The sequence below is a fragment of the Ensifer sp. CCNWLY38 genome, assembly GCF_037120565.1.
Classification (GTDB): domain Bacteria; phylum Pseudomonadota; class Alphaproteobacteria; order Rhizobiales; family Rhizobiaceae; genus Ensifer; species Ensifer adhaerens_H.
Map to the genome: position 1 here is coordinate 133,378 of NZ_JBBBBO010000008.1, position 23,770 is coordinate 157,147.

The 23,770-nt window shown below is 62.3% G+C and carries 19 protein-coding genes and 1 pseudogene; 6 read left to right on the top strand and 14 right to left on the bottom strand.

What is annotated here, in order from left to right:
• Complete coding sequence (ppx, locus tag V7S54_RS18395; protein WP_065374524.1) at positions 1–1,524, top strand: exopolyphosphatase; 1,524 nt, start codon at positions 1–3, stop codon at positions 1,522–1,524.
• A gap of 65 nt (positions 1,525–1,589) precedes the next feature.
• On the opposite strand, the gene V7S54_RS18400 is transcribed toward ppx, so the two are convergent.
• Together V7S54_RS18400 and V7S54_RS18405 are read right to left on the bottom strand one after the other, a co-directional pair.
• Positions 1,590–2,948 carry an esterase-like activity of phytase family protein gene (locus V7S54_RS18400; RefSeq protein WP_065374651.1) on the bottom strand — a complete coding sequence of 453 codons (1,359 nt, stop codon included), beginning with the start codon at positions 2,946–2,948 and terminating at the stop codon, positions 1,590–1,592.
• A gap of 125 nt (positions 2,949–3,073) precedes the next feature.
• The gene (locus V7S54_RS18405) at positions 3,074–3,970 is read right to left on the bottom strand and encodes an AraC family transcriptional regulator (RefSeq protein WP_083203641.1); all 897 of its coding nucleotides are present in this window, start codon (positions 3,968–3,970) and stop codon (positions 3,074–3,076) included.
• On the opposite strand from V7S54_RS18405, the gene V7S54_RS18410 reads away from it, so the two are divergent.
• Positions 3,969–4,376: a DUF2000 family protein gene (locus V7S54_RS18410; RefSeq protein ID WP_065374653.1), complete on the top strand. Its 408-nt coding sequence runs from the start codon at positions 3,969–3,971 to the stop codon at positions 4,374–4,376. The two genes, V7S54_RS18405 and V7S54_RS18410, sit on opposite strands and share 2 nt — an antisense overlap.
• A gap of 22 nt (positions 4,377–4,398) precedes the next feature.
• Here V7S54_RS18410 and V7S54_RS18415 read toward each other — a convergent pair whose 3' ends face one another.
• The 4 genes from V7S54_RS18415 to V7S54_RS18430 all read right to left on the bottom strand — a co-directional run bounded on the left by V7S54_RS18415 (position 4,399) and on the right by V7S54_RS18430 (position 9,601).
• Positions 4,399–5,448: an adenylate/guanylate cyclase domain-containing protein gene (locus tag V7S54_RS18415; protein ID WP_065374525.1), complete on the bottom strand. Its 1,050-nt coding sequence runs from the start codon at positions 5,446–5,448 to the stop codon at positions 4,399–4,401.
• Positions 5,449–5,633: 185 nt separating this feature from the next.
• Positions 5,634–6,785 carry a ribonuclease D gene (rnd, locus tag V7S54_RS18420; protein ID WP_065374526.1) on the bottom strand — a complete coding sequence of 384 codons (1,152 nt, stop codon included), beginning with the start codon at positions 6,783–6,785 and terminating at the stop codon, positions 5,634–5,636.
• A gap of 78 nt (positions 6,786–6,863) precedes the next feature.
• Positions 6,864–8,264 (bottom strand): multicopper oxidase family protein, encoded by a 1,401-nt coding sequence (locus tag V7S54_RS18425; protein ID WP_065374527.1) that lies wholly within the window; start codon positions 8,262–8,264, stop codon positions 6,864–6,866.
• A gap of 95 nt (positions 8,265–8,359) precedes the next feature.
• Positions 8,360–9,601 (bottom strand): MFS transporter, encoded by a 1,242-nt coding sequence (locus V7S54_RS18430; RefSeq protein WP_065374528.1) that lies wholly within the window; start codon positions 9,599–9,601, stop codon positions 8,360–8,362.
• 323 nt (positions 9,602–9,924) lie between these two features.
• Between V7S54_RS18430 and aspS the strand changes: the two genes are divergently transcribed.
• Positions 9,925–11,712 carry an aspartate--tRNA ligase gene (gene aspS, locus V7S54_RS18435; protein WP_065374529.1) on the top strand — a complete coding sequence of 596 codons (1,788 nt, stop codon included), beginning with the start codon at positions 9,925–9,927 and terminating at the stop codon, positions 11,710–11,712.
• Positions 11,713–11,881: 169 nt separating this feature from the next.
• Here the strand turns inward: aspS and groL are convergent, their stop codons facing one another.
• The 4 genes from groL to V7S54_RS18455 all read right to left on the bottom strand — a co-directional run bounded on the left by groL (position 11,882) and on the right by V7S54_RS18455 (position 16,414).
• Positions 11,882–13,507 carry a chaperonin GroEL gene (gene groL, locus V7S54_RS18440; protein WP_065374530.1) on the bottom strand — a complete coding sequence of 542 codons (1,626 nt, stop codon included), beginning with the start codon at positions 13,505–13,507 and terminating at the stop codon, positions 11,882–11,884.
• Between the two features lie 111 nt (positions 13,508–13,618).
• Entirely contained in the window at positions 13,619–13,852 is a 234-nt protein-coding gene (locus V7S54_RS18445; protein ID WP_057252607.1) for a hypothetical protein, read from the bottom strand.
• 134 nt (positions 13,853–13,986) lie between these two features.
• Complete coding sequence (locus V7S54_RS18450) at positions 13,987–14,994, bottom strand: lysophospholipid acyltransferase family protein (protein ID WP_065374531.1); 1,008 nt, start codon at positions 14,992–14,994, stop codon at positions 13,987–13,989.
• Complete coding sequence (locus V7S54_RS18455) at positions 14,981–16,414, bottom strand: cytochrome P450 (RefSeq protein ID WP_065374532.1); 1,434 nt, start codon at positions 16,412–16,414, stop codon at positions 14,981–14,983. The genes V7S54_RS18450 and V7S54_RS18455 overlap by 14 nt, the downstream gene beginning before the upstream one ends.
• 140 nt (positions 16,415–16,554) lie before the next feature.
• Here V7S54_RS18455 and V7S54_RS18460 point away from each other — a divergent pair, with 140 nt between their 5' ends.
• Positions 16,555–16,701 carry a hypothetical protein gene (locus tag V7S54_RS18460; RefSeq protein ID WP_336408664.1) on the top strand — a complete coding sequence of 49 codons (147 nt, stop codon included), beginning with the start codon at positions 16,555–16,557 and terminating at the stop codon, positions 16,699–16,701.
• Positions 16,702–16,909: 208 nt separating this feature from the next.
• Here the strand turns inward: V7S54_RS18460 and V7S54_RS18465 are convergent, their stop codons facing one another.
• Positions 16,910–18,109: a hypothetical protein gene (locus V7S54_RS18465; RefSeq protein WP_065374533.1), complete on the bottom strand. Its 1,200-nt coding sequence runs from the start codon at positions 18,107–18,109 to the stop codon at positions 16,910–16,912.
• Between the two features lie 425 nt (positions 18,110–18,534).
• Between V7S54_RS18465 and parC the strand changes: the two genes are divergently transcribed.
• Positions 18,535–20,811, top strand: a complete 2,277-nt coding sequence (gene parC, locus V7S54_RS18470; protein ID WP_065374534.1) for a DNA topoisomerase IV subunit A — start codon at positions 18,535–18,537, stop codon at positions 20,809–20,811.
• 168 nt (positions 20,812–20,979) lie between these two features.
• Positions 20,980–21,306: pseudogene (locus V7S54_RS18475) on the top strand (helix-turn-helix domain-containing protein); the annotation flags it as partial.
• A gap of 105 nt (positions 21,307–21,411) precedes the next feature.
• On the opposite strand, the gene V7S54_RS18480 reads toward V7S54_RS18475, so the two are convergent.
• From V7S54_RS18480 to V7S54_RS18490, 3 genes are all read right to left on the bottom strand, one after another.
• Complete coding sequence (locus V7S54_RS18480; RefSeq protein WP_065374536.1) at positions 21,412–22,308, bottom strand: DMT family transporter; 897 nt, start codon at positions 22,306–22,308, stop codon at positions 21,412–21,414.
• A 3-nt stretch (positions 22,309–22,311) separates the two neighbouring features.
• On the bottom strand, positions 22,312–23,100 hold the full coding sequence (locus V7S54_RS18485) for an arginyltransferase (protein WP_065374537.1): 789 nt from the start codon (positions 23,098–23,100) through the stop codon (positions 22,312–22,314).
• Positions 23,101–23,240: 140 nt separating this feature from the next.
• On the bottom strand, positions 23,241–23,705 hold the full coding sequence (locus tag V7S54_RS18490) for an RDD family protein (protein WP_065374538.1): 465 nt from the start codon (positions 23,703–23,705) through the stop codon (positions 23,241–23,243).
• Positions 23,706–23,770 lie beyond the last annotated feature (65 nt).

Sequence of the window (23,770 nt, forward strand, 5' to 3'; positions counted from 1 at the left end):
ATGGTCGAATCAGAAGCGCAGGGGCGTCTGCCCGGCATCCGCCCGGTTTCCGTTATCGATATCGGTTCGAACTCCATCCGCCTTGTCGTCTATGAAGGCCTGAGCCGCTCGCCGGCCATGCTGTTCAACGAAAAGGTGATGTGCGGTCTCGGCAAGGGCATCGACGCTACCGGACGCATGGACGAAGAAAGCGTCGAGCGTGCGCTCAAGGCGCTGCATCGCTTCCATGCGCTCTCGAAGCAGGCGCGTGCCATATCGGTGTATGTGCTCGCCACGGCGGCAGCACGCGAGGCAAGCAACGGCCCGGCCTTCATCGAGAAGGCGGAGGCGATCCTCGGCCATAAGGTCCGTATCCTCACTGGCGAGGAGGAGGCCTATTATTCCGCGATGGGTATCGTCAGCGGCTATCACGATCCTGATGGCGTCGTCGGCGACCTTGGCGGCGGCTCCCTTGAGCTCGTCGACGTCTCGGGCACGAAGATCGGCAAGGGTATCACCCTGCCGCTCGGCGGCATCCGGCTGTTCGAACACAGCAATGGCTCACTCACGAAAGCGCGCACCTGGGTGCGCAAGTTCATGAAAAGCTCGGCCGTGCTGAAGACCGGTACAGGCCGCACCTTCTATGCTGTCGGCGGCACCTGGCGCTCGATTGCCAAGCTGCACATGGAGACTCGGGATTATCCGCTGCACATGATGCAGGGCTACGAGATTTCCTACGGCGAGGCGATGGCGCTGCTGCCTGAAGTGATCGAGCCGAAGAACATCAAGCCGTCGGCCTATGCGACGATCTCGAAAAGCCGGCGCACGCTGTTGCCGTTCGGGGCGATCGCCATGCAGGAAGCCCTGTCGATCATGGAGCCGGAACGGATATCGTTCTCGGCGCTCGGTGTACGCGAAGGCTATCTGTTCTCCTTGCTGAAGGACGAGGAACGCGCCCAGGATCCGCTGCTGACGGCGGCGAACGAAATCGCCATCCTGCGTGCGCGCTCCCCGGAGCACGCCCGCGAACTGGCGGACTGGACGGGCCGCATGGTGCCGTTCTTCGGTATCGAGGAGACGGAAGAGGAAAGCCGCTACCGTCAGGCCGCGTGCCTGCTCGCCGACATCAGTTGGCGCGCGCATCCCGACTATCGCGGCCTGCAGGCGCTGAACATCATCGCCCACTCGACCTTCTCCGGTATCACCCATGCGGGCCGCGCCTATATCGCGCTTGCCAACTATTACCGCTTCGAAGGGCTGAACGATGACGGCGCCACGAACGCGCTGGCCGGTATCACCACGCCGCGCCTGCTGGAACTGGCGAAGCTGCTCGGCGGCCTGCTGCGTGTCGCCTACCTGTTCTCGGCGTCGATGCCGGGGATTACGCAGAACCTGACGTTCCGCAAGTCGTCCCAGCCGGACGTGGATCTCGAAATCGTCGTTCCGGCCGCCTATTCGGAGTTTGCCGGCGAGCGGCTGGATGGGCGCCTGCAGCAACTCGGCAAGCTCACCGGCAAGAGGCTCGCTTTCCACTTCGAAAGCTGAGGCTGAGGAAAATCTTGTTTCTTGCGGAAAGGGCGCGCCAACTTTGGCTGGCGCGCCCTTTTTGATTATTCGGCCTTCAGGAAGTCGCCGACTTCGAGCAGCACGAATTCATTGTCGTCGGCCTTGTCGAGCGCGCGACCGGCCGAGAACGGCAGGTTGTTGTCGTTGCCGACGATGATGTGGGTCTCATCGACGCGGTCGACGTTCTCGATGGTGACGAAGGGCATGTCGTAGAAGCCTTCGCCGCCGCCCTGGCGCTTCTTGTTATCCGGGTCGGCGATCTTGAGCAGGTCGATGTAGCCGATCTTGCGGACGGCCTTGCCGACATTGCTGTCGTCGAAGGCGATCTTGTAGATGCGCTTGACCTTGGAGCCGGTGGCGAAGCAGTCCGGCTTCGGGTCCTTCGGGTCGGCGCAGGCCTTGTCGACCGTGCCGGCGCCGTTGTCGCGTTCGATCACCAGCGCGGTCTTGTCGTCGAGCATGTTGAAATCGCCGATCGCCTCGCCGCCTTCAGCCAGCGGATAGAGCCAGCTACGACCGGTCCAGGCCTTGCTCGCGACATCGAGTTCGATGATGCGCAGCGCCGGGCGGCCATCGGCCTGCTCGACCGTTTCGCCGTCCGTCCAGAGGGGGCCTTCGAGCAGGCCGTAAAGCTTGCTGCCATCCTTGGAAAGAGCCATGCCTTCATAGCCGCCGGAGCGCTTCAGGTTGAAAGCGGGCGTCTTCTTCGACGGATCGGCCTGCAGCGTCAGCGTCGGATTGTCGGGCGACAGGACCGGCTTGCCGTCGACCGTGGTCGGGATCACGTCCGTCAGCTTGCCATCGAGATCGAACTTGAGGATGTAGGGTCCGAATTCTTCGCCAACCCAGAAGCCGTCGGCGACCGGCTGGATCGATTCGACGTCGAAATCCGCCCCGGTGAGATAGCGCTTGTCAGAACCTTCCATCACGATCGGGAAGGGTGCCTTCTTGTCCGGGTCGGTGAGGAACAGGGTCTTCAGCGCTTCGACCTTGCCGCCATCCCAGTCCATCTTGACGTGATGCAGCATCAGCATGGCGTCGGTGGAGTTCAGCTTGTTGCCGAAGCCATTGTCGGAGAGGCTCCAGAAGGTGCCGTCTTCCATCGCCTTGATGCCGGAAAAGCCCTGCATCGGCTGGCCGTCGAAGGGGAGCGAAAGACCGGTCGGGCGAACGCCGTCCTTGCCCGGCACGGTGTCGAGCGCTTCTGCGCGCTTGCGGTCAGGTGTGGTGAACTTGCCCGAGGTTTTCAGGTATTCAGGCGCGTCGGAAGGGGCCGCAATGATCGTGTTCGCCGGCAGGATCGCGTGACCCTTCAGCGTTGCGGTAAAGGACTTTTCCTCGGCCGAGGCGGCCATCGTCATCAAAAGGGAGAGTGCCGCGGTGGCGAGAAGCGTTTTCGTCATGAAAGTCACCATGGGTTGGCGCGTCTGGTGAGACGCGCGGCGCTGTAGACGGCCATCCGATAGGCGGCTTTGATGACGGTTGGGTGATGCTTACCTGACAGGGGGATGAAGCTTTGGTGACAGGCTCAACCCGTAGCTGCGAGGGTCGCCCAGCGTCCAGGCGTGATGCCATAGGCGCGCTTGAAATGGCGGGTGAAGTGCGCCTGGTCGGCAAAGCCGGTTTCGAGCGCGGCACCTGCAAGATTTTCTCCCCTGGCAATCATCTGCCGGGCGCGCTCCAACCGGCGCATCAGGAGATAGCGGTGCGGGCTTGTGCCGAGAACTTTGCGGAACTGCCTCGCCAGCGTGAAGCGATCGAGCCCGCTGACGGCCTCGAGTTCCTGCGAACCGACGGACCGTTCGAGATTGGCGCGAAGGTATTCGGTTGCCTCCAGAACGGCTTGCTTGTCGGCCTTTCCGGGCTTGATGTCCTTGGCGCCGGCATGCCGGTAGAGGCCCTCCGCGATCCGAACGAGGATGTCGTCAAGCGCCAACTCGTCGATGCCATTGTCGAGATCCATGACGGCTTCTCCGACCGCCTGCCGCAGAGCCTCGTCACCCACGACAGGTGCTGCGACGAAGGGCAGGGCGCGCGCCGTTTCGCCGAGCGCGGCGAGCAAGCGTTCCGGCTGCAGATACATCATCCTGTAGCGTAGTCCCATCTCCGTTCCCGCGCCGCCATCGTGGACCTCGTCCGGGTGGAGGATGATGATGCTTCCGGGCCTGCTGAAACGGCTTTCACCGCGGTACTGGAACGTCTGGACGCCACCCAGCGTCACGCCGATCGCATAGGTGTCGTGGCGGTGCGGCTCGAAGAATTTCCCGTGCAGCCGTGCCTCTATGCGTTCGATGCCATCGACTGCGGGAGCGACCCGGATGCCATCGCCGGGCGAGCCGCACAATCGTTCAAGATCAAGCACGGCATCGTCCGATAATGCGTCTTCCGGCACGCCCTGTCGGGCTGAAATGGAGATGACCGTCATGTTCGATACCAAATTTGCGATCGTATTGCGCGAAGACCTGGCAACCTGGCAGAAGCTGAACGTCACCGCTTTCCTCGCCACCGGTATTGCCGGGCAGAACCCCGACATCATCGGTGAAGATTATCGCGATGGCGCCGGCAACGTCTACAACGCCCTGAGCGTCCAGCCGATCATCGTGCTCGCCGCAGATGGGAAGACGCTCGGCAACATTCAACGGCGTGCGATCGAAAGAGAAGTACGAGCCTCGATCTATGTCGACGCCATGTTCGCCACAGGCCACGACAGCGCCAATCGCGCGGTTTTCGCCGAGACCAGCCCGGATGATGCGGCGGTCGCCGGCATCGCCATCCATGCGGACAAGAAGGTGGTCGACAAGATCACCAAGGGCGCAAAACTGCACGGCTGAGGCGGTTATCGTCCGACGATGACTATTCCGCCGCACTGGGCGCAAGGGCAGGTGTCGAGCCTCCGACACGCAGCGCCAGAACACCGAGCTTCTGCCCACGGCCCTTGACAGCGTGCTCGCCGAGATCCTCGACCCGGACATAGTGCGGCAGACGCATCTTGCGGGCGAGGTCGGTGGAGATCAGCACCTGGTGGCCGAGTGTCTTGCAAAAGCCTTCCAGCCGGGCGGTGGTGTTCACCGTATCGCCGAAATAGGTAATCTTGTGCCTGTCGAGGCCGATTTCGGCAGCGACGATGGTGCCGCCATGAAGGGCTGCGCGCAGGCGCGGGACCTCGCCGAAGTCCTTCTGCCAGCGGTGCGCCTCCGCATCGATAATTTCCAGGATGTCGAAGACGCAATGAACGCAGGCCGCATTGTTGGTGGCGCGGTCGAAGGGCCAGGTGATGACGGCAGCATCGCCCACATAGTCGTCTATCGACCCGCGATAGCGCAGCACCGGGTCGGCAATCGTTGCGAACAGCCGGCCGAGATATTCCTGCATCCTAAGGTCACCGTGTTTCTCGGCGTAGCTGGTCGAGCCGGCGAGGTCGACGAACAGGAAGACGCGCTCTTCCTGGACCGGATTGCGGTAACGGCCCGTCAGCAGGCTCAGAAAGACATCGCGGCCCAATAGCTCGCGAACCCTAAGGATGAAGACGAGCGAACCCGAGATGCCCAGCGCGAAGAGCAGGACCGTCTTGGATGGCGTCATCGCCTCCATCCAGTTGTCCTCCATAACGCCGCTCGCCTGCATGATGAGGCCGGCCGCCGCGTAGCCGACATCGAGAAGCACGAAGTAGATCACAAGCGAGGCGACAAAGAAGACAGGCGTCGAGAAGGCGTGGATCCGCCGATTGAGGCGGCGGAAGATGATGCGCCTCTCGAAAGCAATGATCGGCAGGCACATAAAGAGCGCATAGGTGGCGCCGATCAGGGCGCCCTTTCCATAGAAAACCCATGCGTAAACTGCCCCTGCGCCCGCGATGACGAGCAGCAGCAGAAGTCCTTCGAAAGTGGAGAAGCGCCAACGCATAGGAAGCCCCGGTACGGAAGAAGCGGCATACGTGTCAGTCGGCACGTAACGTTGCCGCGCTGCCACGCCTGGTCACCTTCGTTCGAGACGATGGTGATTCTGTTCCGCCCGGCTTTCAGCTAGAGCCGGATTCGGGCGGAAACTTGACTCCGCCCGATACCATTGCCACCTGTCGCAAAGGTGATCTAGCTGCCGAGCTCCACCGTCTCGATCTTCTTGTCGACGAAACGAAGAGCCACTTCGCCGTTGATGAGCTTCAGCGCGGTTTCACCGAAGAGTTCGCGCCGCCAGCCCTTGAGCGCGCCGACATCGGCCTTCTCGCCCTCGGCGGCGATCCTGTCGAGATCGTCGCTGTTGGCGATGATCTTCGCGGCCACGCCCTGCTTTTCGGCGATGAGCTTCAAAAGAACCTTGAGCATTTCGCCTGCGGCAGCGGCGCCTTCCGGCGTATGGTTTTGGCGCGGTAGCTTCGGCAGATCGGCCTTCGGGATCGCGAGCGCCTCGTTGACCGCCTCGATGACCGCAGTTCCGGCGCTGGAGCGTTCCCAGCCCTTGGGAACGGTCCTAAGCCGTGCCAGGGCTTCCGCGTCCTTCGGCTGCTGCTGGGCAATCTCGTAGATGGCGTCGTCTTTCAGGATGCGGCCGCGCGGCACGTTGCGGGCGCGCGCCTCGCGTTCGCGCCAGGCAGCGACGGTCTTGAGGACGGCGAGTTCGATCGGCTTCTTGACGCGCATCTTGAGACGCTGCCAGGCGTCGTCCGGATGCAGGTCATAGGTGTCGCGCGCCTCGAGGATCGCCATCTCCTCGGTCAGCCACAACGAGCGCCCCTCGCGTTCCAGCTCTGCGGCCAGGTACTTGTAGATGTCGCGCAGATGCGTGACGTCGGCGAGCGCATAGTCGAGCTGCTTGTCGGTCAGCGGCCGGCGGCTCCAGTCGGTAAAGCGTGAGGACTTGTCGATCTGCGTGCCGGTCACGCGGTTGACGAGCTGGTCATAGGAGACGCTATCGCCGAAGCCGCAAACCATGGCCGCGACCTGTGTGTCGAAGATCGGGTGCGGAATGAGGTTGCCGAGATGGAAGATGATCTCGATGTCCTGACGCGCGGCATGGAATACCTTGATGACTTCAGGATTGGCCATCAGCGCGAAGAAGGGCGAAAGGTCGATGCCTTTGGCCATCGGGTCGACAATGACGGCGAGATCCGGACTCGCCATCTGGATCAGGCAGAGCTCCGGCCAGAAGGTCGTCTCGCGCAGGAATTCGGTGTCAATCGTAATATAATTTGAACGGGCCAGCTGCTCGCAGGCGGCCTCAAGGTCTGTGGTTGTTTCAATCATCAGATTTAAATCACTGTGGCAAAAATGCGGCTTAGATTTTCGTGTAGCTCTTCGCGGCATCTGTCACAATCGAAATTCTCAGACGATCTTGAAATAACCCGTCATGCCGGTCTTCTGATGCTCGATGATGTGGCAATGGATGACCCAGTCGCCCGGATTGTCCGCGACTAGCGCCACTTCCGCCTGTTCGTCGGGCAAAAGCAGGATCGTATCGGTGGGCGGCGGCAGGAAGGTCCGTTTGTTGGAATTGAGGATGCGGAAGCTCAAGCCATGCAGATGGATCGGATGCGCATGCGGCGTCCGGTTGGCAATCTGCAGCACATAGCTCTTGCCGAGCTTCATTTCCTCGATCGGCGCGATCGGATCGGGCGTGTCGCCCGGCCACGGCACCTTGTTGATCGCCCAGAACGTATAACCGAGAGAGCCGCAGATCGAAGGCGCCGCCTTGTGCTCGGCCGTCGCCGTCAGCTCGATCGGCACACGGGTCGCGACGGAGAGATCCGCCTCGGCGATCGGGTTGGCGGGCAGGGGGGCGACATCCCTAAGGTCGCGTTTCAGCGACGCGCCGATCGCCCGGAAGCGTGCGATGGTCCAGGGATGCGATCCGCGGAAATTGCCGAGGGAAACGGTCTGGCCCTCGCCATCGGGCATGCGCAACGTTAGGTCGACACGCTGGCCTGGGCCGAAGTCGTAGCGATCGAGGGAAAAGGGTTTGTCGACCGGGTTGCCGTCGAGCGCGATCACCATCGCCTCAGCGCCATCGAGGCCGATCGTGTAGATGCGGGTAACGTCGGTCGCGGCGATGCGCACGCGAATGAGCCCGCCGGCCGGTGCGTCGTAAGTCGGTTCCTGCTGCCAGTTGGCGGTGCGCACCGTGCCATAGGTCCCGCCGCGCGCGGCATCACGCGGCTTGAACGGATCGATGAAGGCGCCGCCCGTGCCAAGCCGCCAGTCGCGGAGGTTGAGCACGATCTCGGCATCGAACACCGGATCCTCGGGGTTCTCGACGACGATCACGCCGGTGAGACCGGCGCCCATTTGGGTCAGCGTGTTGCAGTGCGGATGGTACCAGAAGGTACCGGCGTCCGGCGGCGTGAAGAGATAGTCGAATTGGTCGCCGGGATAGACATAGGGCTGCGTCAGCTCGGGAACGCCATCCATGGCGTTGGCGATCCTGAGGCCGTGCCAGTGCACCGTCGTCGGCTCGTCGAGCCGGTTGATGAGGCGTGCGGCGTAAGGCTCACCCTTGCGCATGCGCAGGACGGGCGGCACGCCGCTGTTCTCAGCCCCGCCCAAACCGTAGGTCATCACCTTCGGCGTCACGCCATCCCTGGCGATCTGCGCTTCGGTGAGGCGTGCCGTCAGGATCTGCGGATCCGGCGCGGCCCCGGCGCGGGCCGCCATGCCGGCGCCGAGCGCAAAGGCACCTCCCAGAGCAGCGGAGCCTTGAAGAAAAGTGCGGCGGCTGATGACAGGCATTTCGGCAATCTCGGCTGCTGTTCAAGTTGCCGCCGGTTCTAAACCTGATTGTGGGGTTCAGCAATTATCCGAACTGCGCGCATCTTGCCGCAGGCTCAGCCATCCTTGCGCTTGTGGTTGTTGCCGGCGGCGAGCTTGTTGAAGAAGGACGAGGTGCGCAAAAGGTTGCGGAACGGCATCGCCCGCTCTCCGGCGGGCACTGGCCCACGCGCCGTCATGCGCTGCAGGGTGTAGAGCATGAACAGGAAGAGGATCGCCGCCGTGTAGATGAACAGCGCCTGCGGCCCGAAGATGTCGAGCAGGAAGGACGCAAAAAGAGGCCCGATGATCGCGCCGAGCGACCAGAAGAACAGCATGCCGGCGGAAACGAGCGCGTGCTGACCTTCGGCGGCATGGTCGTTGGCATGGGCCGAACAGAGCGAATAGAGCGGCATCGCGAAGGCGCCGAAGAGGAAGATGCCGGCAAAGTTCAGCCATTCGTCGTTGCCGGCGCCGAAGGCCAGGAACAGGCCGGCGAGCAGCGAGCCAAAGGTGGCGATCAGGATGATCAGCCGGCGGTCGATCCGGTCCGAGTAATGGCCGAGCGGATATTGCAGCACGACGCCGCCGATGATGCCGGCGCTCATGAAGGTGGCGATCGCCGTCACCGAAAGGCCGATGCCCTGGGCATAGATGGGCCCGAGCGAGCGGAAGGCGGCGTTGGTAAGGCCGACGACGATGCAGCCCACGGTCGCGAGCGGCGAAATGTTCCAGAGCGCCTTGACGTCGAAGCGGATCGCTTCGGGCGCTACCGGGCTCGACCGGTCGGCAAAAGAGATCGGCACGAGCGACAGTGTCAGTGCCATGGAGATGATGGCGAAGAGTTCGAAGCCCTCGAGGCCGATGCCGGGGATGACATATTGCGCCGCCGTCACCGACCCAAGGTCGACGAGGCGATAGACGGAAAGCGTACGCGCCCGGTTGGCGTTGGTGACGCTGGCGTTCAGCCAGCTTTCGACGGTCGCAAACAGGCAGGCGAAGCAGATGCCGGCAAGCAGCCGCATCAGAAACCACATCAGCGGATTGATGACGAGCACCATCGAAATGGCCGCAGCGGAGGCAATTGCCGCCATGGCTGAGAAGGTGCGGATGTGGCCGATGGCGCGCAGCATGCGGGTGACATAGACGCAGCCGAGCGCGAAACCGATATTGTAGCCGGCCCCGACGACGCCGATCAGGGATGTCGAGAAACCTTCCTCCAACGCACGAAGCGAGATGAAGGTGCCCTGCAGGCCATTGCCGCCGATGAGGATGCCTGCGGTGACGAGGAGGGGGATGAGCGGGCGAATCTGAGACATGGGGCAGGCGATATCCGGGAAAGCGGCCGCGACTCGGGGGATCACTGTGGGCCTTCCAATGTGTAGCCCCGCATTCCGTGGCCGGACAGCCCCGAATTGTGACGATTGCCGTTCTTTTCGCGGCATTTCGGCCTGCTTCTGTCTCAAGCGGCCTTGGACTGGCCGTTTCCTTGGTTTAGAACGCATCTCCATCTGGGGCGGCGGCGGGTCGCGCGGCTTGACAAAGCCGGCGCATCATGCGCTTTTCCGCCCGATTTTGACCATGTGCCGCGCGCCGTGTCCCACGAGCCTGCGCGGCTCTTTCGCAATTCCGGGATAAAACGATGCATCGTTACCGCAGCCACACCTGTGCCGCCCTCCGCAAGTCGGACGTCGGCTCCACCGTTCGCCTTTCGGGCTGGGTCCACCGTGTCCGTGACCATGGCGGCGTGCTCTTCATCGACCTGCGCGATCACTACGGCCTGACCCAGGTGGTCGCCGACCCGGACAGCCCGGCCTTCAAGGTCGCGGAAACCGTTCGTGGCGAATGGGTGATCCGCATCGATGGTCTCGTCAAGGCACGCACCGACGACACCGTCAACAAGGGCATGCCAACAGGCGAAATCGAGCTCTACGCCCAGGAAATCGAGGTTCTCTCGGCTGCCAAGGAACTGCCGCTGCCGGTCTTCGGCGAGCCTGACTATCCGGAAGACGTGCGTCTCAAGTACCGCTTCCTCGATCTGCGCCGCGACACGCTGCACAAAAACATCGTCAAGCGCACCCAGATCATCTCGTCGATGCGCCGCCACATGGGCGAAGTCGGCTTTACCGAGTACACGACCCCGATCCTGACCGCGTCGTCGCCGGAAGGCGCGCGCGACTTCCTGGTTCCGTCGCGTATCCACCCCGGCAGCTTCTATGCCCTGCCGCAGGCGCCGCAGCAGTACAAGCAGCTCCTGATGGTTGCTGGCTTTGACCGTTACTTCCAGATCGCGCCGTGCTTCCGCGACGAAGACCCGCGCGCCGACCGCCTGCCGGGCGAATTCTACCAGCTCGACCTGGAAATGAGTTTCGTCGAGCAGGAAGACGTGTGGTCGACGATGGAGCCGGTGATCCGGGACATCTTCGTCGAGTTTGCCGGCGGCAAGCCGGTGACGGAAAAGTTCCCGCGCATTCCTTACGACACGGCGATCCGCAAGTATGGTTCCGACAAGCCGGATTTGCGCAACCCGATCGAGATGCAGGCGGTCACCGAACACTTCGCTGGCTCCGGCTTCAAGGTTTTCGCGAACATGATCGCCTCGAACCCGAAGGTTGAAGTCTGGGCGATCCCGGCCAAGACCGGTGGCTCGCGTGCCTTCTGCGACCGCATGAACGCCTGGGCGCAGAGCCAGGGTCAGCCGGGTCTCGGCTACATCTTCTGGCGCAAGGAAGGCGAGAAGCTCGAAGGCGCCGGTCCGCTTGCCAAGAACATCGGCGAGGAGCGCACCGATGCGATCCGCACGCAGCTTGGCCTTGATGACGGCGACGCCTGCTTCTTTGTCGCCGGCGATCCCGCCAAGTTCTACAAGTTCGCTGGCGAAGCCCGTACCCGCGCCGGCGAGGAACTGAACCTCGTCGACCGCGACCGCTACGAATTCTGCTGGATCGTCGACTTCCCGTTCTACGAATGGCTGGAAGACGAGAAGAAGATCGATTTCGCCCACAACCCCTTCTCGATGCCGCAGGGCGGCCTTGAAGCGCTCAACGGCGAAGATCCGCTGTCGATCAAGGCCTACCAGTACGACATGGTCTGCAACGGCTTCGAAATCGCCTCCGGCTCGATCCGTAACCAGCTTCCGGAAGTCATGGTCAAGGCGTTCGAGTTGACCGGCAAATCGCAGCAGGAGGTCGAAGACCAGTTCGGCGGCCTCTACCGCGCCTTCCAGTATGGCGCACCGCCGCATGGCGGCATGGCCTTCGGCATCGACCGCATCGTCATGCTGCTCGTCGGCGCCAAGAACCTGCGCGAGATCTCGATTTTCCCGATGAACCAGCAGGCGGTCGACCTCCTGATGGGGGCGCCCTCCGAGGCGACGCCGGCCCAGCTGCGTGAACTGGCGCTTCGCCCGATCCCGCAGAAGAAGGATTGAGGTCGAAGAGACCTGTCAAAAACGAAAGCCCGGCGATCGTCTCGCCGGGCTTTTTTCATGGTCTGCCTGTGATCTGGGTTCAGTGCTTGCCGTAGAACGGCGCGGCTGAACTGGCCCCAATGCCCTCGACGGTCACGTTCGCCATGCGAGAATGAGCGTCTGGCGGCCGTCAGAAGTCCATTCCAGCACCAGACGGCGGCGTCGGTCCGTCCTTTTTCGGTTTTTCGGCGATCATGGCCTCGGTCGTCACCAGCAGGCCGGCGACGGAAGCCGCATCCTGCAGCGCCGCGCGCACCACCTTTGCGGGGTCGATGACACCCATGCGGAACAGATCGCCGTACTCTCCGGTCTGGGCGTTCCAGCCGTGGGCAAAGTCACTGTTCTCCCGCAGCTTTCCAACGATCACCGAACCTTCAGCGCCAGCATTCTCGGCGATCTGGCGCGCCGGCGCCTCGAGCGCCCGCCGAACGATCTCGATGCCGACGCGCTGATCGTCATTGGCGGCCTTGAGCCCGTCGAGCGCGTGGACGACCCTCAGCAGCGCGACGCCGCCGCCGGGCAGAATGCCTTCCTCTACCGCGGCTCGCGTCGCATGCAGGGCATCGTCGACCCGGTCCTTCTTTTCCTTCACTTCGACTTCGGTCGAGCCGCCAACCCGGATCACCGCAACGCCGCCGGCGAGTTTGGCGAGCCGTTCCTGAAGCTTTTCCCGATCATAGTCGGAGGTCGTTTCCTCGATCTGTGCCTTGATCTGGCTGACACGTCCGCCGATATCCGCCTTCGTTCCGGCGCCATCGACGATCGTGGTGTTTTCCTTCTCGACCATCACCCGCTTGGCGTGCCCGAGCGTGTCGAGCGTCACGTTTTCAAGCTTGATGCCGAGATCCTCGGAAATGACCGTGCCGCCCGTCAGGATGGCGATGTCCTCGAGGATGGCCTTGCGCCGATCTCCAAAGCCGGGGGCCTTGACGGCTGCGATCTTGAGACCGCCGCGCAGCTTGTTGACGACGAGCGTGGCAAGCGCTTCGCCCTCCACATCCTCGGCGATGATCAGCAAGGGACGGCTCGCCTGGATGACCGATTCGAGAATCGGGATCATGGCCTGGAGGTTGGAGAGTTTCTTCTCGTGGATGAGAATGTACGGGTCCTCAAATTCGACGCGCATCTTCTCCTGGTCGGTAATGAAATAGGGGGAGAGATAGCCGCGGTCGAACTGCATGCCCTCGACGATCTCAAGTTCGATCTCGGCGGTCTTGGCCTCCTCGACGGTGATCACACCCTCGTTGCCGACGCGCTCCATCGCCTGTGCCAGATAGTTGCCGATTTCCTTGTCGCCGTTGGCGGAGATCGTGCCGACCTGGGCGATTTCCTCGTTGTTGGAAATCTTGCGGGCATGGATCTTCAGTTGTGCCACGATCGCCTCGACGGCGAGGTCGATGCCGCGCTTGAGGTCCATCGGGTTCATACCCGAGGCGATTGCCTTGACGCCTTCCCGGACTATCGCTTGAGCAAGCACCGTGGCCGTCGTCGTTCCGTCGCCGGCAACATCGCTGGTGCGTGACGCCACCATGCGCAGCATCTGCGCCCCCATGTTCTCGAACTTGTCTTCGAGCTCGATCTCCTTGGCAACCGAGACGCCATCCTTGGTGACACGCGGCGCACCGAAGGCCTTGTCGATCACCACGTTCCGCCCCTTCGGGCCGAGCGTCACCTTCACGGCATCGGCGAGGATATCGACGCCACGCAGCATACGGTCGCGGGCATCGCTACTGAACTTGACTTCCTTGGCTGCCATCGTTGACCTCCCTCAACACAAAACACGTGGCCTGATGCTCCCGCCGCCCGCCGCGCGGGGGCAACCTTGCATGCAATCGAAAACACTAGCGCAGCCTCGCCGCCTGATCGGCTAGGTCGCGAAGTCCCGTTCCTCGTCATTGTCCGGCGTCAGGATATCGATCAACGCCGCAACCCGGCCGGCCGGCAGGTGGCGGCCTTCGCCGATCAGCGCCTCGTCGTTGTTGACCCAGGCAATAGCCTCGGCGAGTTCGCCGGCCGTGGCGCCCGTCGCAAGCAACTCGGCCATCAGTGTCTCGTCGACCGGGCCAAGGATAGCGGTGATATCCGCATGCTTCAGTCCCATGGGCTCCTCCTTCCGTTTTATCGGTCAGGAATGCGGGGACCTCGGATCCCCGCCCAATGTAAATAGGCCGGGGTCTGAAGGCATCAAGCGCTGATCATATCATGGAAGCCAAGAGGGCGGAAAACCGTGAGGCGTCATTCCGGCCGAAGCGCGTTGTCCAGGAAATACCATTGGTCGAGATGCGCACGAACGACGGGCTCGATCGCGTCGTTCAACAGCAGCATATCGTCCACGAGGCGGGCGTTCGGATCGTCTGAAACCGGAAGCCGGATGGGCTCCAGCGCCTGGCATTCGAAACGGAAACCGTCGGCGCGCAAGCCGTACCAGGGACAGATCGTGGCACCCGTCATGCGCGCCAGGCGAATGGCAAGCGCGAGATTGCCTTCCTGATGCGGCTTGCGATCGAACAACGGTCCGCGGATCATGCCGCCAAAGCCTTCGTCGCAGAACATACTGACGACGCCGCCGCTCCTCAGGATCTTGATCGCCGGTCGAATTCCTTCCATGCCCGGCGGCAGAAACCGCAATCCGGCCTTGCTGCGGACGCGCTCGGCGATCCATGCTTTGGCACGGCTCTTGGGTGGAACGTAGAAGGCATGAGGCTGGAGACCGAGACTGCGGAGCGCGATCGTCCCGACTTCCCAATTTCCGAGATGAAGCCCGACGAGGATGACGGGGCCGTCTTTCGCCACGTCGCGGATCGGAGCAAGGCCGTCGGTCCGCAACCTCTCGCCATGTCGCTGCAATCTGTTGATAACGGAAAACTCCGTCATCAGCTGTCCCTGGGCCTGGCAGTTTTCGAGAAACAAGGCTTCCTGTTCCTCGGAGCTCAGGTCCGGACGCAGATGTTTGATCGTATCCCGGGCGCGCTGCGTGGCGACCTTATGAAAGCGCGGCACCACGAAAAGACCGAGCGCGGCGCCCAGGCGTGAGCATGCATCCATCGGCAGGAGTTTCATGCCGAAATGGGCAGTGAGATTGGCAAGGTTCCACAGATTGTCGGAGATCCAATAGCGCCGGAAGGCCCGGGACCGGTCACCGCCTGCAAATGCGTCGGCAAGACGCGGCGCATGCTCTTCCGCGAAAGTCCAGGCTTTGCGCTTGGCAATCGGTCCCCTGCGGCCAGGATTATCCGGCGCCATGCGGCTTGCCTTCTCGCCTGTGTAAAGTGACCGGAAGCCCGCCCTTCGGTCTGAGCGTCAGCCGGCAGATCGGCTCGACCGCGTGGCGTTCGCGCAGGCGAACCCGGTAGCGCTGAGCGATGATCGCCAGGCAGAGGATCGCTTCCGTCAGACCGAAATGCAGGCCCGGGCAGACGCGCGGACCACTGGCGAAGGGAATGAAGCTGTAGGGCGTCGGGCGACGGCCTTCGGTGAACCGCTCCGGATGGAAGTGGTGTGGGTCTTCGAACAGACTTTCCGTGCGGTGCAAGAGCCATGGCACGATCAGGACGAGCGAGCCCGGCTCGGCGGCAACGTCGCCGATCATGTCCGCCTCGCGCGTCTGTCGCGCCAGGATCGGAACCGGCGGGTAAAGGCGAAGCGTTTCTTCGATGACGGCGCGGCACCATTCGAGCTGGGGTACGTCGTCGATCGTCGGCGTCCGGTCGCCGCAGACCCTGGCGATCTCGTCGTGCACGGCCTTCTCGATCCAGCCTGCTTTCGAAAGCAGATACCAGGTCCAGGTAAGTGTGGCTGCCGTCGTCTCGTGACCGGCCATGAAGATGGTCGCGGCCTCGTTGCGCAAGGCGACGAGGTCGAGCTTCAGCTCCGGATTTCGCTGCTGCCGCCGGATGAGCAGTTCGACCATCGAATTGTGGTCGCCGCGCCCGGCTAGGTGATCCTCCACCACCTTGTCGATGGTCCCATGGATGCGCTTGACCGAGCGGCGCAGGCTCGGGGTGCGCAGGACAGGAAGCCCGTCGTCGAAGCCGAGAAAATAGCCGATGTTGATGGAATCGACCAACGATTGGTAGCTGGTGAAGCCCTCGGTCACAGCGGCCGCACTGTCGTCTCCGAGCTGGTTGCCGAAGACGCTGCGTGCAATGATCTCGGCGGTCAGGCCCGCCATTTCGTGCAGTGCGTTGACCTCGGCCCCGTCGGGCATCTGGTTCCAGCGCTCGACGAGTTCGCTGGTCGTCTTCTCCATGACAGGACCGAAGGACGGCACTCTCTTGGCGTGGACGATGTCGGCCACCAGCGGCCGGCGCTGCTTCCAGGTGTCTCCATCCGAGATGAACAACCCGTCTCCGAGCAGAAACTCGAGCGCCCGGCGCATCTGCGGGCTCTTGCGCTCAAAGTTCTCGTGTCGCTTGACGACCACCTGTCGGATCAGATCGGGCGAGTTGACGACGATGATCTGCCGGCCGAGGATCCGGGTCTGCGAGACGTTTTCGGTATAGTCGCTGGCGCGCCAGATCGACAGGAAATCCGTCCGCGCCTGAAGCAGGAGCCTTAGCGGCTTACCTGGCGGACCCGAATAGTAATCGGCACGGACGGGGGCAAATTTCCCCTCCAGCAATTCTTCCCTGAAATTTACAGATTGCTGGAGCCAGGCGAGCATTTACGTCCGATCTGCCGTAACGTGAAGATGATATTCAGGCGTATATTTGTATTTCTTACACAGAGTCCGAGAATTCCCCTTCGAGGCTTAAATGCTCTCAAGTTCGCTGGACGTCGGATTCTCGGTCGCCTGAGTGTGGCATGCACGATTTTGATGAAAAACGCTATCGCCCGGCGGCGAAATTTTCTTGCCGCCATGAACAACGTGCTCCGAAAGTAACGGCCACTGCAACCGATGCGCGCGCCTTCAAGAAGCACGGTGCCGACCGTTCGCATGGCCGCAAGTAGAAACGGCCCTTGTTCTGTGGAGGGCCGGCGGATGCAAAATACAGATCTGCTTGAATGAAGCTGGACCGGAGGTCCTGCGGGCCACGGCAAATCGGGTAGGCTCAGCCGCGGGAGCCGCTAAAGTTTGCGCGCCCGGTGGGCGCGCAAAGCTCGTGGTAAGGTCGGTTGCCCCTAGCGGTCGGCTGATGCCGCGAGCAAGCGGCGACGATCAGTCGTTCGCGGTCACCTTGACGCCGAGCACCGACGGAATGGTGTTCGGTGCGCCCATGGCAGCGCCCATGATCATCGGGAACGGAACCGGCTTTTCCGGTGCGGCGCTGATCGTCAGGCTCTTGGGTCCATCGAGATAGGCGTTGACGGCGGCCGACACCTGGTTCTGCAGTTCCGGTACATTGAGCTGCGCCATCATGATCGGCACCAGGCCCTTCAGCGACTGAGCCATCTGCTCACCCGAAACGCCCTGCTGCGAACCGGCATAGTCGAGCGCCTTCTTGGTGATCGAGGCATCGTCGAAGCGGACTTCGGCGCTGTTGAAGGTCAGCTGCTGCATCAGGCCCATCATGGCAAGGCCCATGGCCTGGTTCGCCTCTTCCTTGTTCGGATTGGCTTCGGCGGCCTTCATCGCTTCCTGCATCGATTTGACGAAGGCGAGCGTGTAGCCGGAGATGTCGAGGGCGAAGTTCAGCCGACCGACGTTCTTGAAGTCGAGGGCATATTCTTCGAGTGCGACATTGCCGCTTTCGACCTCCCAGCTGCCTTTCATCGTCAAGGCGCCGTCGATCGTGGTGAGGCCGAGCTTTTCGATCGCCTCCTTGGTCTTGGCGTCCTCGACGGTCGACAGGTCGGCCTTGATGCCGGAGGCGGTCGCGTCGAAGTCGAAGCCGGCGTCATTTTCCTGGCGTGCCAGGTTCGCTTCGGTGCTTTCGAGCGAGAAGACTTCCTTGCCCTTGGCGTTGAGGGCGATCGGGCCGGTGCTGGCGCTTTCGTAGAGGAGAATGTCGTTGATCGTTCCACCGTTGGCATTGGCGGGGATCGTCAGGCCGGAAAGCAGGATGTCCTTGACCGAAATGCTTCCTTCGTCCTGGCTGACATTGACGTCAGGGAACGAAACGGTTTCGGCGTAGTAGCCGCCACCTTCAGTTTCCTCGACGCCTTCGAAGGTCAGATCACCGATCTTCAGGTTCGTCGGTTCGCCCGGCTGGCTGGCGACTTTCAACTGCACGCCGGTCACCGTCACCTTGTCGCCGTCCACTTCGGCCTTGTCATAGGTGATGGAAGTGCCGTTCGCGTTCGTTGCCGCGTCGAGCTTCTTCATCAGATCTGCGCCGTCGAGTGCGAAGGCCGGGCTGGCAAGCGTGAGGAGCGCGGCGCTCGCCATCATCAGGCGGATCTTGCGCGTGTGCATCATTGTCGAGTTCCTTCGTAAAATCTTTGATTGTGTAGCTGTTTCGAAGATGAGGCGTGGCTAATCTGGTTTGTCTCCGCAGAGGGCGTCAACTGGGAGCGAACGGCGACATCCGGAAGTTTTCGGCGGCCAGTTCGTGTCTTGCAATCCCCCTCACAAATCGTCCAAATCAACTGCAGCCGAAGCTATTACGAAACAGGGCGAAATTATATTCGCTTGGCCAAACCGCGCATGTTCCTGGTCGGGCATGCTTTCCGGGATGTTACCAAGTGCTCGCCTCCGACGCATAGCCGCCCGACCGTTACACGAACATTGCGCCGGAGCAAGCGGATCGCTTCACGTGCCAACTGTTGGCGGGCAAGGGGTTCTCCACAATCGCATCCCCTGAAAACCTTGCTGTTCCGGGTTTGTTGCGCTAGCAAGGACCTATGGGACAAAGCCTTAATCCCCCGTCAGGCGGGGACGACAATATTCAGCCGGTTGACCTCAAGGCGGCGCTGGAAGAGCGTTATCTTGCCTATGCCTTGTCGACCATCATGCACCGCGCGCTTCCGGACGTCCGCGACGGGTTGAAGCCCGTGCATCGCCGTATCGTGCATGCGATGAGCGAAATGGGCCTCAGACCCAACTCGTCGTTCAAGAAATGCGCCCGCATCGTCGGCGACGTCATGGGTAAGTTCCACCCGCACGGCGACGCCTCGATCTATGATGCGCTGGTGCGCCTGTCCCAGGAATTTGCAATCCGCTACCCGCTCGTCGACGGCCAGGGCAACTTCGGCAACATCGATGGCGATAACGCCGCGGCGATGCGCTACACCGAAGCGAAGATGACGGACGTCTGTTCGCTCCTTCTCGACGGGATCGACCAGGACGCGGTGGATTTCCGCCCCACCTACAACGAGGAGGACCAGGAGCCGACCGTGCTTCCCGGGGCCTTCCCGAACCTGCTCGCAAACGGCGCAACCGGCATCGCGGTCGGCATGGCGACCTCGATCCCGCCACACAACGCGCATGAACTGTGCGATGCTGCGCTGCACCTCATCCGCCATCCGGAAGCGACCGTCGAGGATCTGCTTTACGATCCGGCCAATCCGCAGAAGGGCGGCATTGAAGGTCCCGATTTCCCGACCGGCGGCGTGATCGTCGAAAGCCGCGAAAGCATGGCCGAATCCTACCGCACCGGCCGAGGCGGTTTCCGTGTCCGCGCCCGCTGGGCCCAGGAGGATCTCGGCCGTGGCGGTTACCAGATCGTCGTCACCGAGATTCCCTATCAGGTTCAGAAGTCGCGCCTGATCGAAAAGATTGCCGAGCTTCTGGTTGCGCGCAAGCTGCCTCTGCTCGAAGACATTCGCGACGAATCCGCGGAAGACGTTCGCATCGTTCTCGTGCCGAAGAGCCGCTCGGTCGATGCCGGCATCCTGATGGAGTCGCTGTTCAAGCTGACCGAGCTTGAGAGCCGCATCTCGCTGAACATGAACGTGCTGTCCATGGGGCGCGTGCCGCGGGTCATGGCGCTCAACGAGGTGCTCTCGGAGTGGCTGGCGCATCGCCGCGAGGTGTTGCAGCGCCGGTCCCGCCATCGCCTGGCGGCCATTGACCGCCGGCTCGAAATCCTCGGCGGCTATCTCGTCGCCTATCTGAATATCGACGAAGTCATTCGCATCATCCGCGAAGAAGACGAGCCGAAGCCGGTCATGATGGAGCGGTTCTCGCTCACCGACCTGCAGGCCGAGTCGATCCTCAACATGCGCCTGCGCTCCTTGCGCCGGCTCGAAGAGTTCGAGATCCGCACCGAATTCGACGCCCTGTCGAAGGAGAAGGCCGAGATCGAAGCGCTGCTCGCGTCGGAAGAGAAGCAGTGGCAGACCGTCGCCTGGGAGATCGGCGAGGTCAAAAAGAAGTTTGCCAAGGCAACCGAAATCGGCAAGCGCCGCAGCACCTTCGCGGATGCACCGGAGGCTGACGTCGAGGCGATCCAGCAAGCGATGATCGAGAAGGAACCGATCACCGTCGTCATCTCGGAAAAGGGCTGGATCCGGGCGCTGAAGGGCCACATCTCCGACACGTCGTCACTCCAGTTCAAGGAGGGCGACGCGCTCAAGGTGGCGTTCCCGGCGCAGACGACCGACAAGATCCTGGTGTTCACGACCGGCGGAAAGGTCTACACGCTCGGCGGCGACAAGCTGCCTGGCGGTCGCGGCCATGGCGAGCCGCTGCGCATCATCGTCGACATGGAGAACGACCAGGACGTCCTCACCGCCTTCGTCCACGATCCGGCGCGCAAGCTCATTGTCTCGTCGGCTGCCGGCAACGGTTTCGTCGTGACGGAAAGCGATATCGTCGCCAACACCCGCAAGGGCAAGCAGGTGATGAACGTCTCGATGCCGGACGAAACCAAGCTGGTCGTGCCGGTCAAGGGTGATCACGTTGCCGTCGTTGGCGAGAACCGCAAGATGCTCGTCTTCCCGCTCGTCCAGATCCCCGAGATGGCGCGTGGCAAGGGCGTCCGGCTGCAGCGTTACAAGGATGGCGGCATCTCCGATATTCGTTGCTTCACGATCGCAGAAGGGCTCATCTGGGAAGACAGCGCCGGCCGCGTCTTTACCAAGACGAAGGATGAGCTGATCGAATGGCAGGCCGATCGCGCATCGGCCGGCCGCGTCGTTCCGAAGGGCTTCCCGCGCAGCGGAAAGTTCAGCGGCTGACCACAAAATACCAGCCGTGCGGCCGATGAGCCGCATGGCTGGTGTCCCAATCCGGGGCATTGAATTCGCGCGTTAAGGTATTGGAAATACAGTCGAACCCGAGCGAAAAGCGGCGCTTGTATGTGCCGGCGTATCGTGGATGACTGCCCATCCAACAGGATGGATACGATGCCGAACGCCAATGCCCTCGACGAAATTCTCCTGGCGCTCGCCAGCCCGGTACGCCGGCGGATCTTCGAGATCCTCTTTGCCGGTGAGGCGCGTGTCGCCGATATCGCCTCGGCCGTTGCGGTGCGAGGCGAAGAATTGGAGAAGCACATCGCACTCCTTGAGGCAGCGGGCCTCATCACGCGCCTGCGGCGCCGCGAAGGCGAATCCTTAAGCGGAAATCCGGCGCCTTTGAGCGAGGCGGCGACCTGGATCAACACCAATCGCGAGCTTTGGGCGATGCGTGTGCAGATGCCGGAAACCCGGCTGGCCTCCGCTGCGCCGGAGCCTGTACCCGAGCGGACGCCGATTCGCGACCGCCGCAGCGAAACCGAGCAGAAGTCGCGCCGTCCCCGGCCGACCGGTCCTCGCCGTGAAAATTGATCGGTAGGGCTACTCGGCGCAGGCCACCGCGGCCCTCAGCGCTCTGCTGCGCATCTGCCAGAGCGAATGGCCAATGAGCGCGAAGATCAGGATCGCGCCACCCATCAAGGTCTGCGTTGTCGGGGTTTCGGCAAAGACCAGCCAGACCCAGATCGGGGCGAGGATCGTTTCCAGCAGGTAGAACATGCCCACTTCCGGCGCCGAGAGGTAACGCGGTCCCGTTGCTAGGCAGAAGAAGGCGAGTGGGATCATCACCAGACCGTTGAAGAAGATATAGCCGGGTTCCGCAATCGTGAATCCCGAAGGGGACAGCATCAACAGGGCGACCGCTGCCGGGAAGATCGCCGTGACCAGCGGCACCAACGCCATGTCGCGCTTGCTTGCGCGGCTGATCGTGATCGCGCTGGCAAGCAGGAAGGCGGAGGATGCTGCCATCACATCGCCGAAGAGGTGGCCGCTTTCCAACCCGTCCTGGACGATCAATCCGACGCCGAATACCATGACCAGCATCGTCACGAGCGTGGCGTTCGATGGTCGTTCCTTCAGGAAGATCCAGGATAAAATGGCGGCAAACATCGAGGTGAAGGCGAGGATGAAGACCACATTCGCCGTCGATGTGTTGAAGACGGCGAGCAGGAACGTGCAGGAATTGATGCCGTAGAACAGGCCGACGACGAGCCCGGTCTTGCCCGGCATCAGAGAAATCTTCCGGCCGAACACGCGGTTGATCACGAACCAGGCGCCGAGCGCGATGACGAACGTCGACAGGCTGCGCACCGCCAGCAGCGACCAGACGTCGCCACCGGCGGAGCGGATGAGCGGGATGTCGAAGGAAAGGGCAAGGCCACCGAGGCCGGTGATGGCAAGGCCGCGCCGGTGCATCGCGGCATCAGAAGATGAACTCAATGTCTAACCCGTTTTCGTAGGAGCGGCTTCCAAGGTGGTGTCTCCGCCTTCATAGCGTTCCCAGCCACGGGCCATAAGGTGTTCTTGCGGCAAAAACTTTGTTTTGTACCCCATCTTCCGCGATCCCTTGACCCAATAGCCAAGATAGACGTGGGGAAGGCCGCGCTCGCGGGCGCGACGAATGTGGTCGAGAATCATGAAAGTGCCCAGCGAGCGGTCCTCACGCGCCGGGTCGAAGTAGGAGTAGACCATCGAAAGACCGTCGCCCATGCGATCGGTCAGCGCTGCTGCGATGAGCGGCCCGCGTGCTTTCGCGCTGATGCCGTCGCCTTCGACCCGCAGGCGGTACTCGATGATCTTCGTGTGCACGTGCGTATCTTCGACCATCATTGCGTAGTCGAGCACCGACATGTCCGACATCCCGCCCTTCTGATGCCGGCGGTCGAGATAGCGGCGGAAGAGGTTGTACTGTTCGCTGGAAGGCTCAGCCGGATACTCTGCCGAGATCACATCCTGATTGGTGGCAAGCACCCGGCGCATGGAGCGCGTGGGCTTGAACTCGTTGGCAAGAATGCGCACCGAAATGCAGGCGCGACAGGTCTCGCAGGCTGGGCGGTAGGCGATGTTCTGCGACCGGCGGAAGCCGCCCTGTGTCAGGAGATCGTTGAGTTCCGGCGCACGTTCGCCCACCATGTGGGTGAAGACTTTTCGCTCCATCTCGTTCGGCAGATAAGGGCAGGCTGCCGGCGCAGTCAGGTAGAATTGCGGAGACGGTGTGGTCTGTGTGTTCATCGAGTGCGGAGGTCACTCTGCGCGCGGTTGTTCATGACAATAGCATGGCGGAAGAATGGAAAACGTCAACTCACTCGTTTGCAGCTTCCGCCTCCGCCGCCCAGTTATTTTAGCGTTGCCGACAATGGGCTGCGCTCTGGTCAGTACATGTCACGGCGGACCGTGACGGTGCCAATCAGGAGGTCGTGCAGCAGGCGGCTGCGGTCGGTAAAGAGGCCGATCAGCAGGATCAGAGGCGTCAGCAGAGCGTTGGCGATCCAGAAGATGACGAGGTGGACGATGGCGGTCAGGAAGTCCATCGGCCGCCCGTCGGTGCGGGCAATTGCCAGCCCCATCATGCGCATGCCGGGGGAGGCTTGCTCGCGGCCGCCGACCGTGAGGCCGAAATAGAGCATGGCGACAATCGCAAAGAGCGCCGGGTAAAGCATGAAGCCGAGGCCGAGCGTCAGGATGCCCAGGAAGAAGACGACGACCGCCGCCGGGATCCACAGAAGCGCGATGATGGCGTAATCGAGCAGGAAGGCAAAGATGCGCCGCGACAGCACGCCCTGATAGGCGCGCCAGTCATTGCTCGGCAGCCTCAGTTCATCGTTGTGCATGGTCATCCGTCTAAGCCTCGCTTGGTTGCATGCAGGATATGGGATGGTGATGCCCGCAAAACAAGGATTGG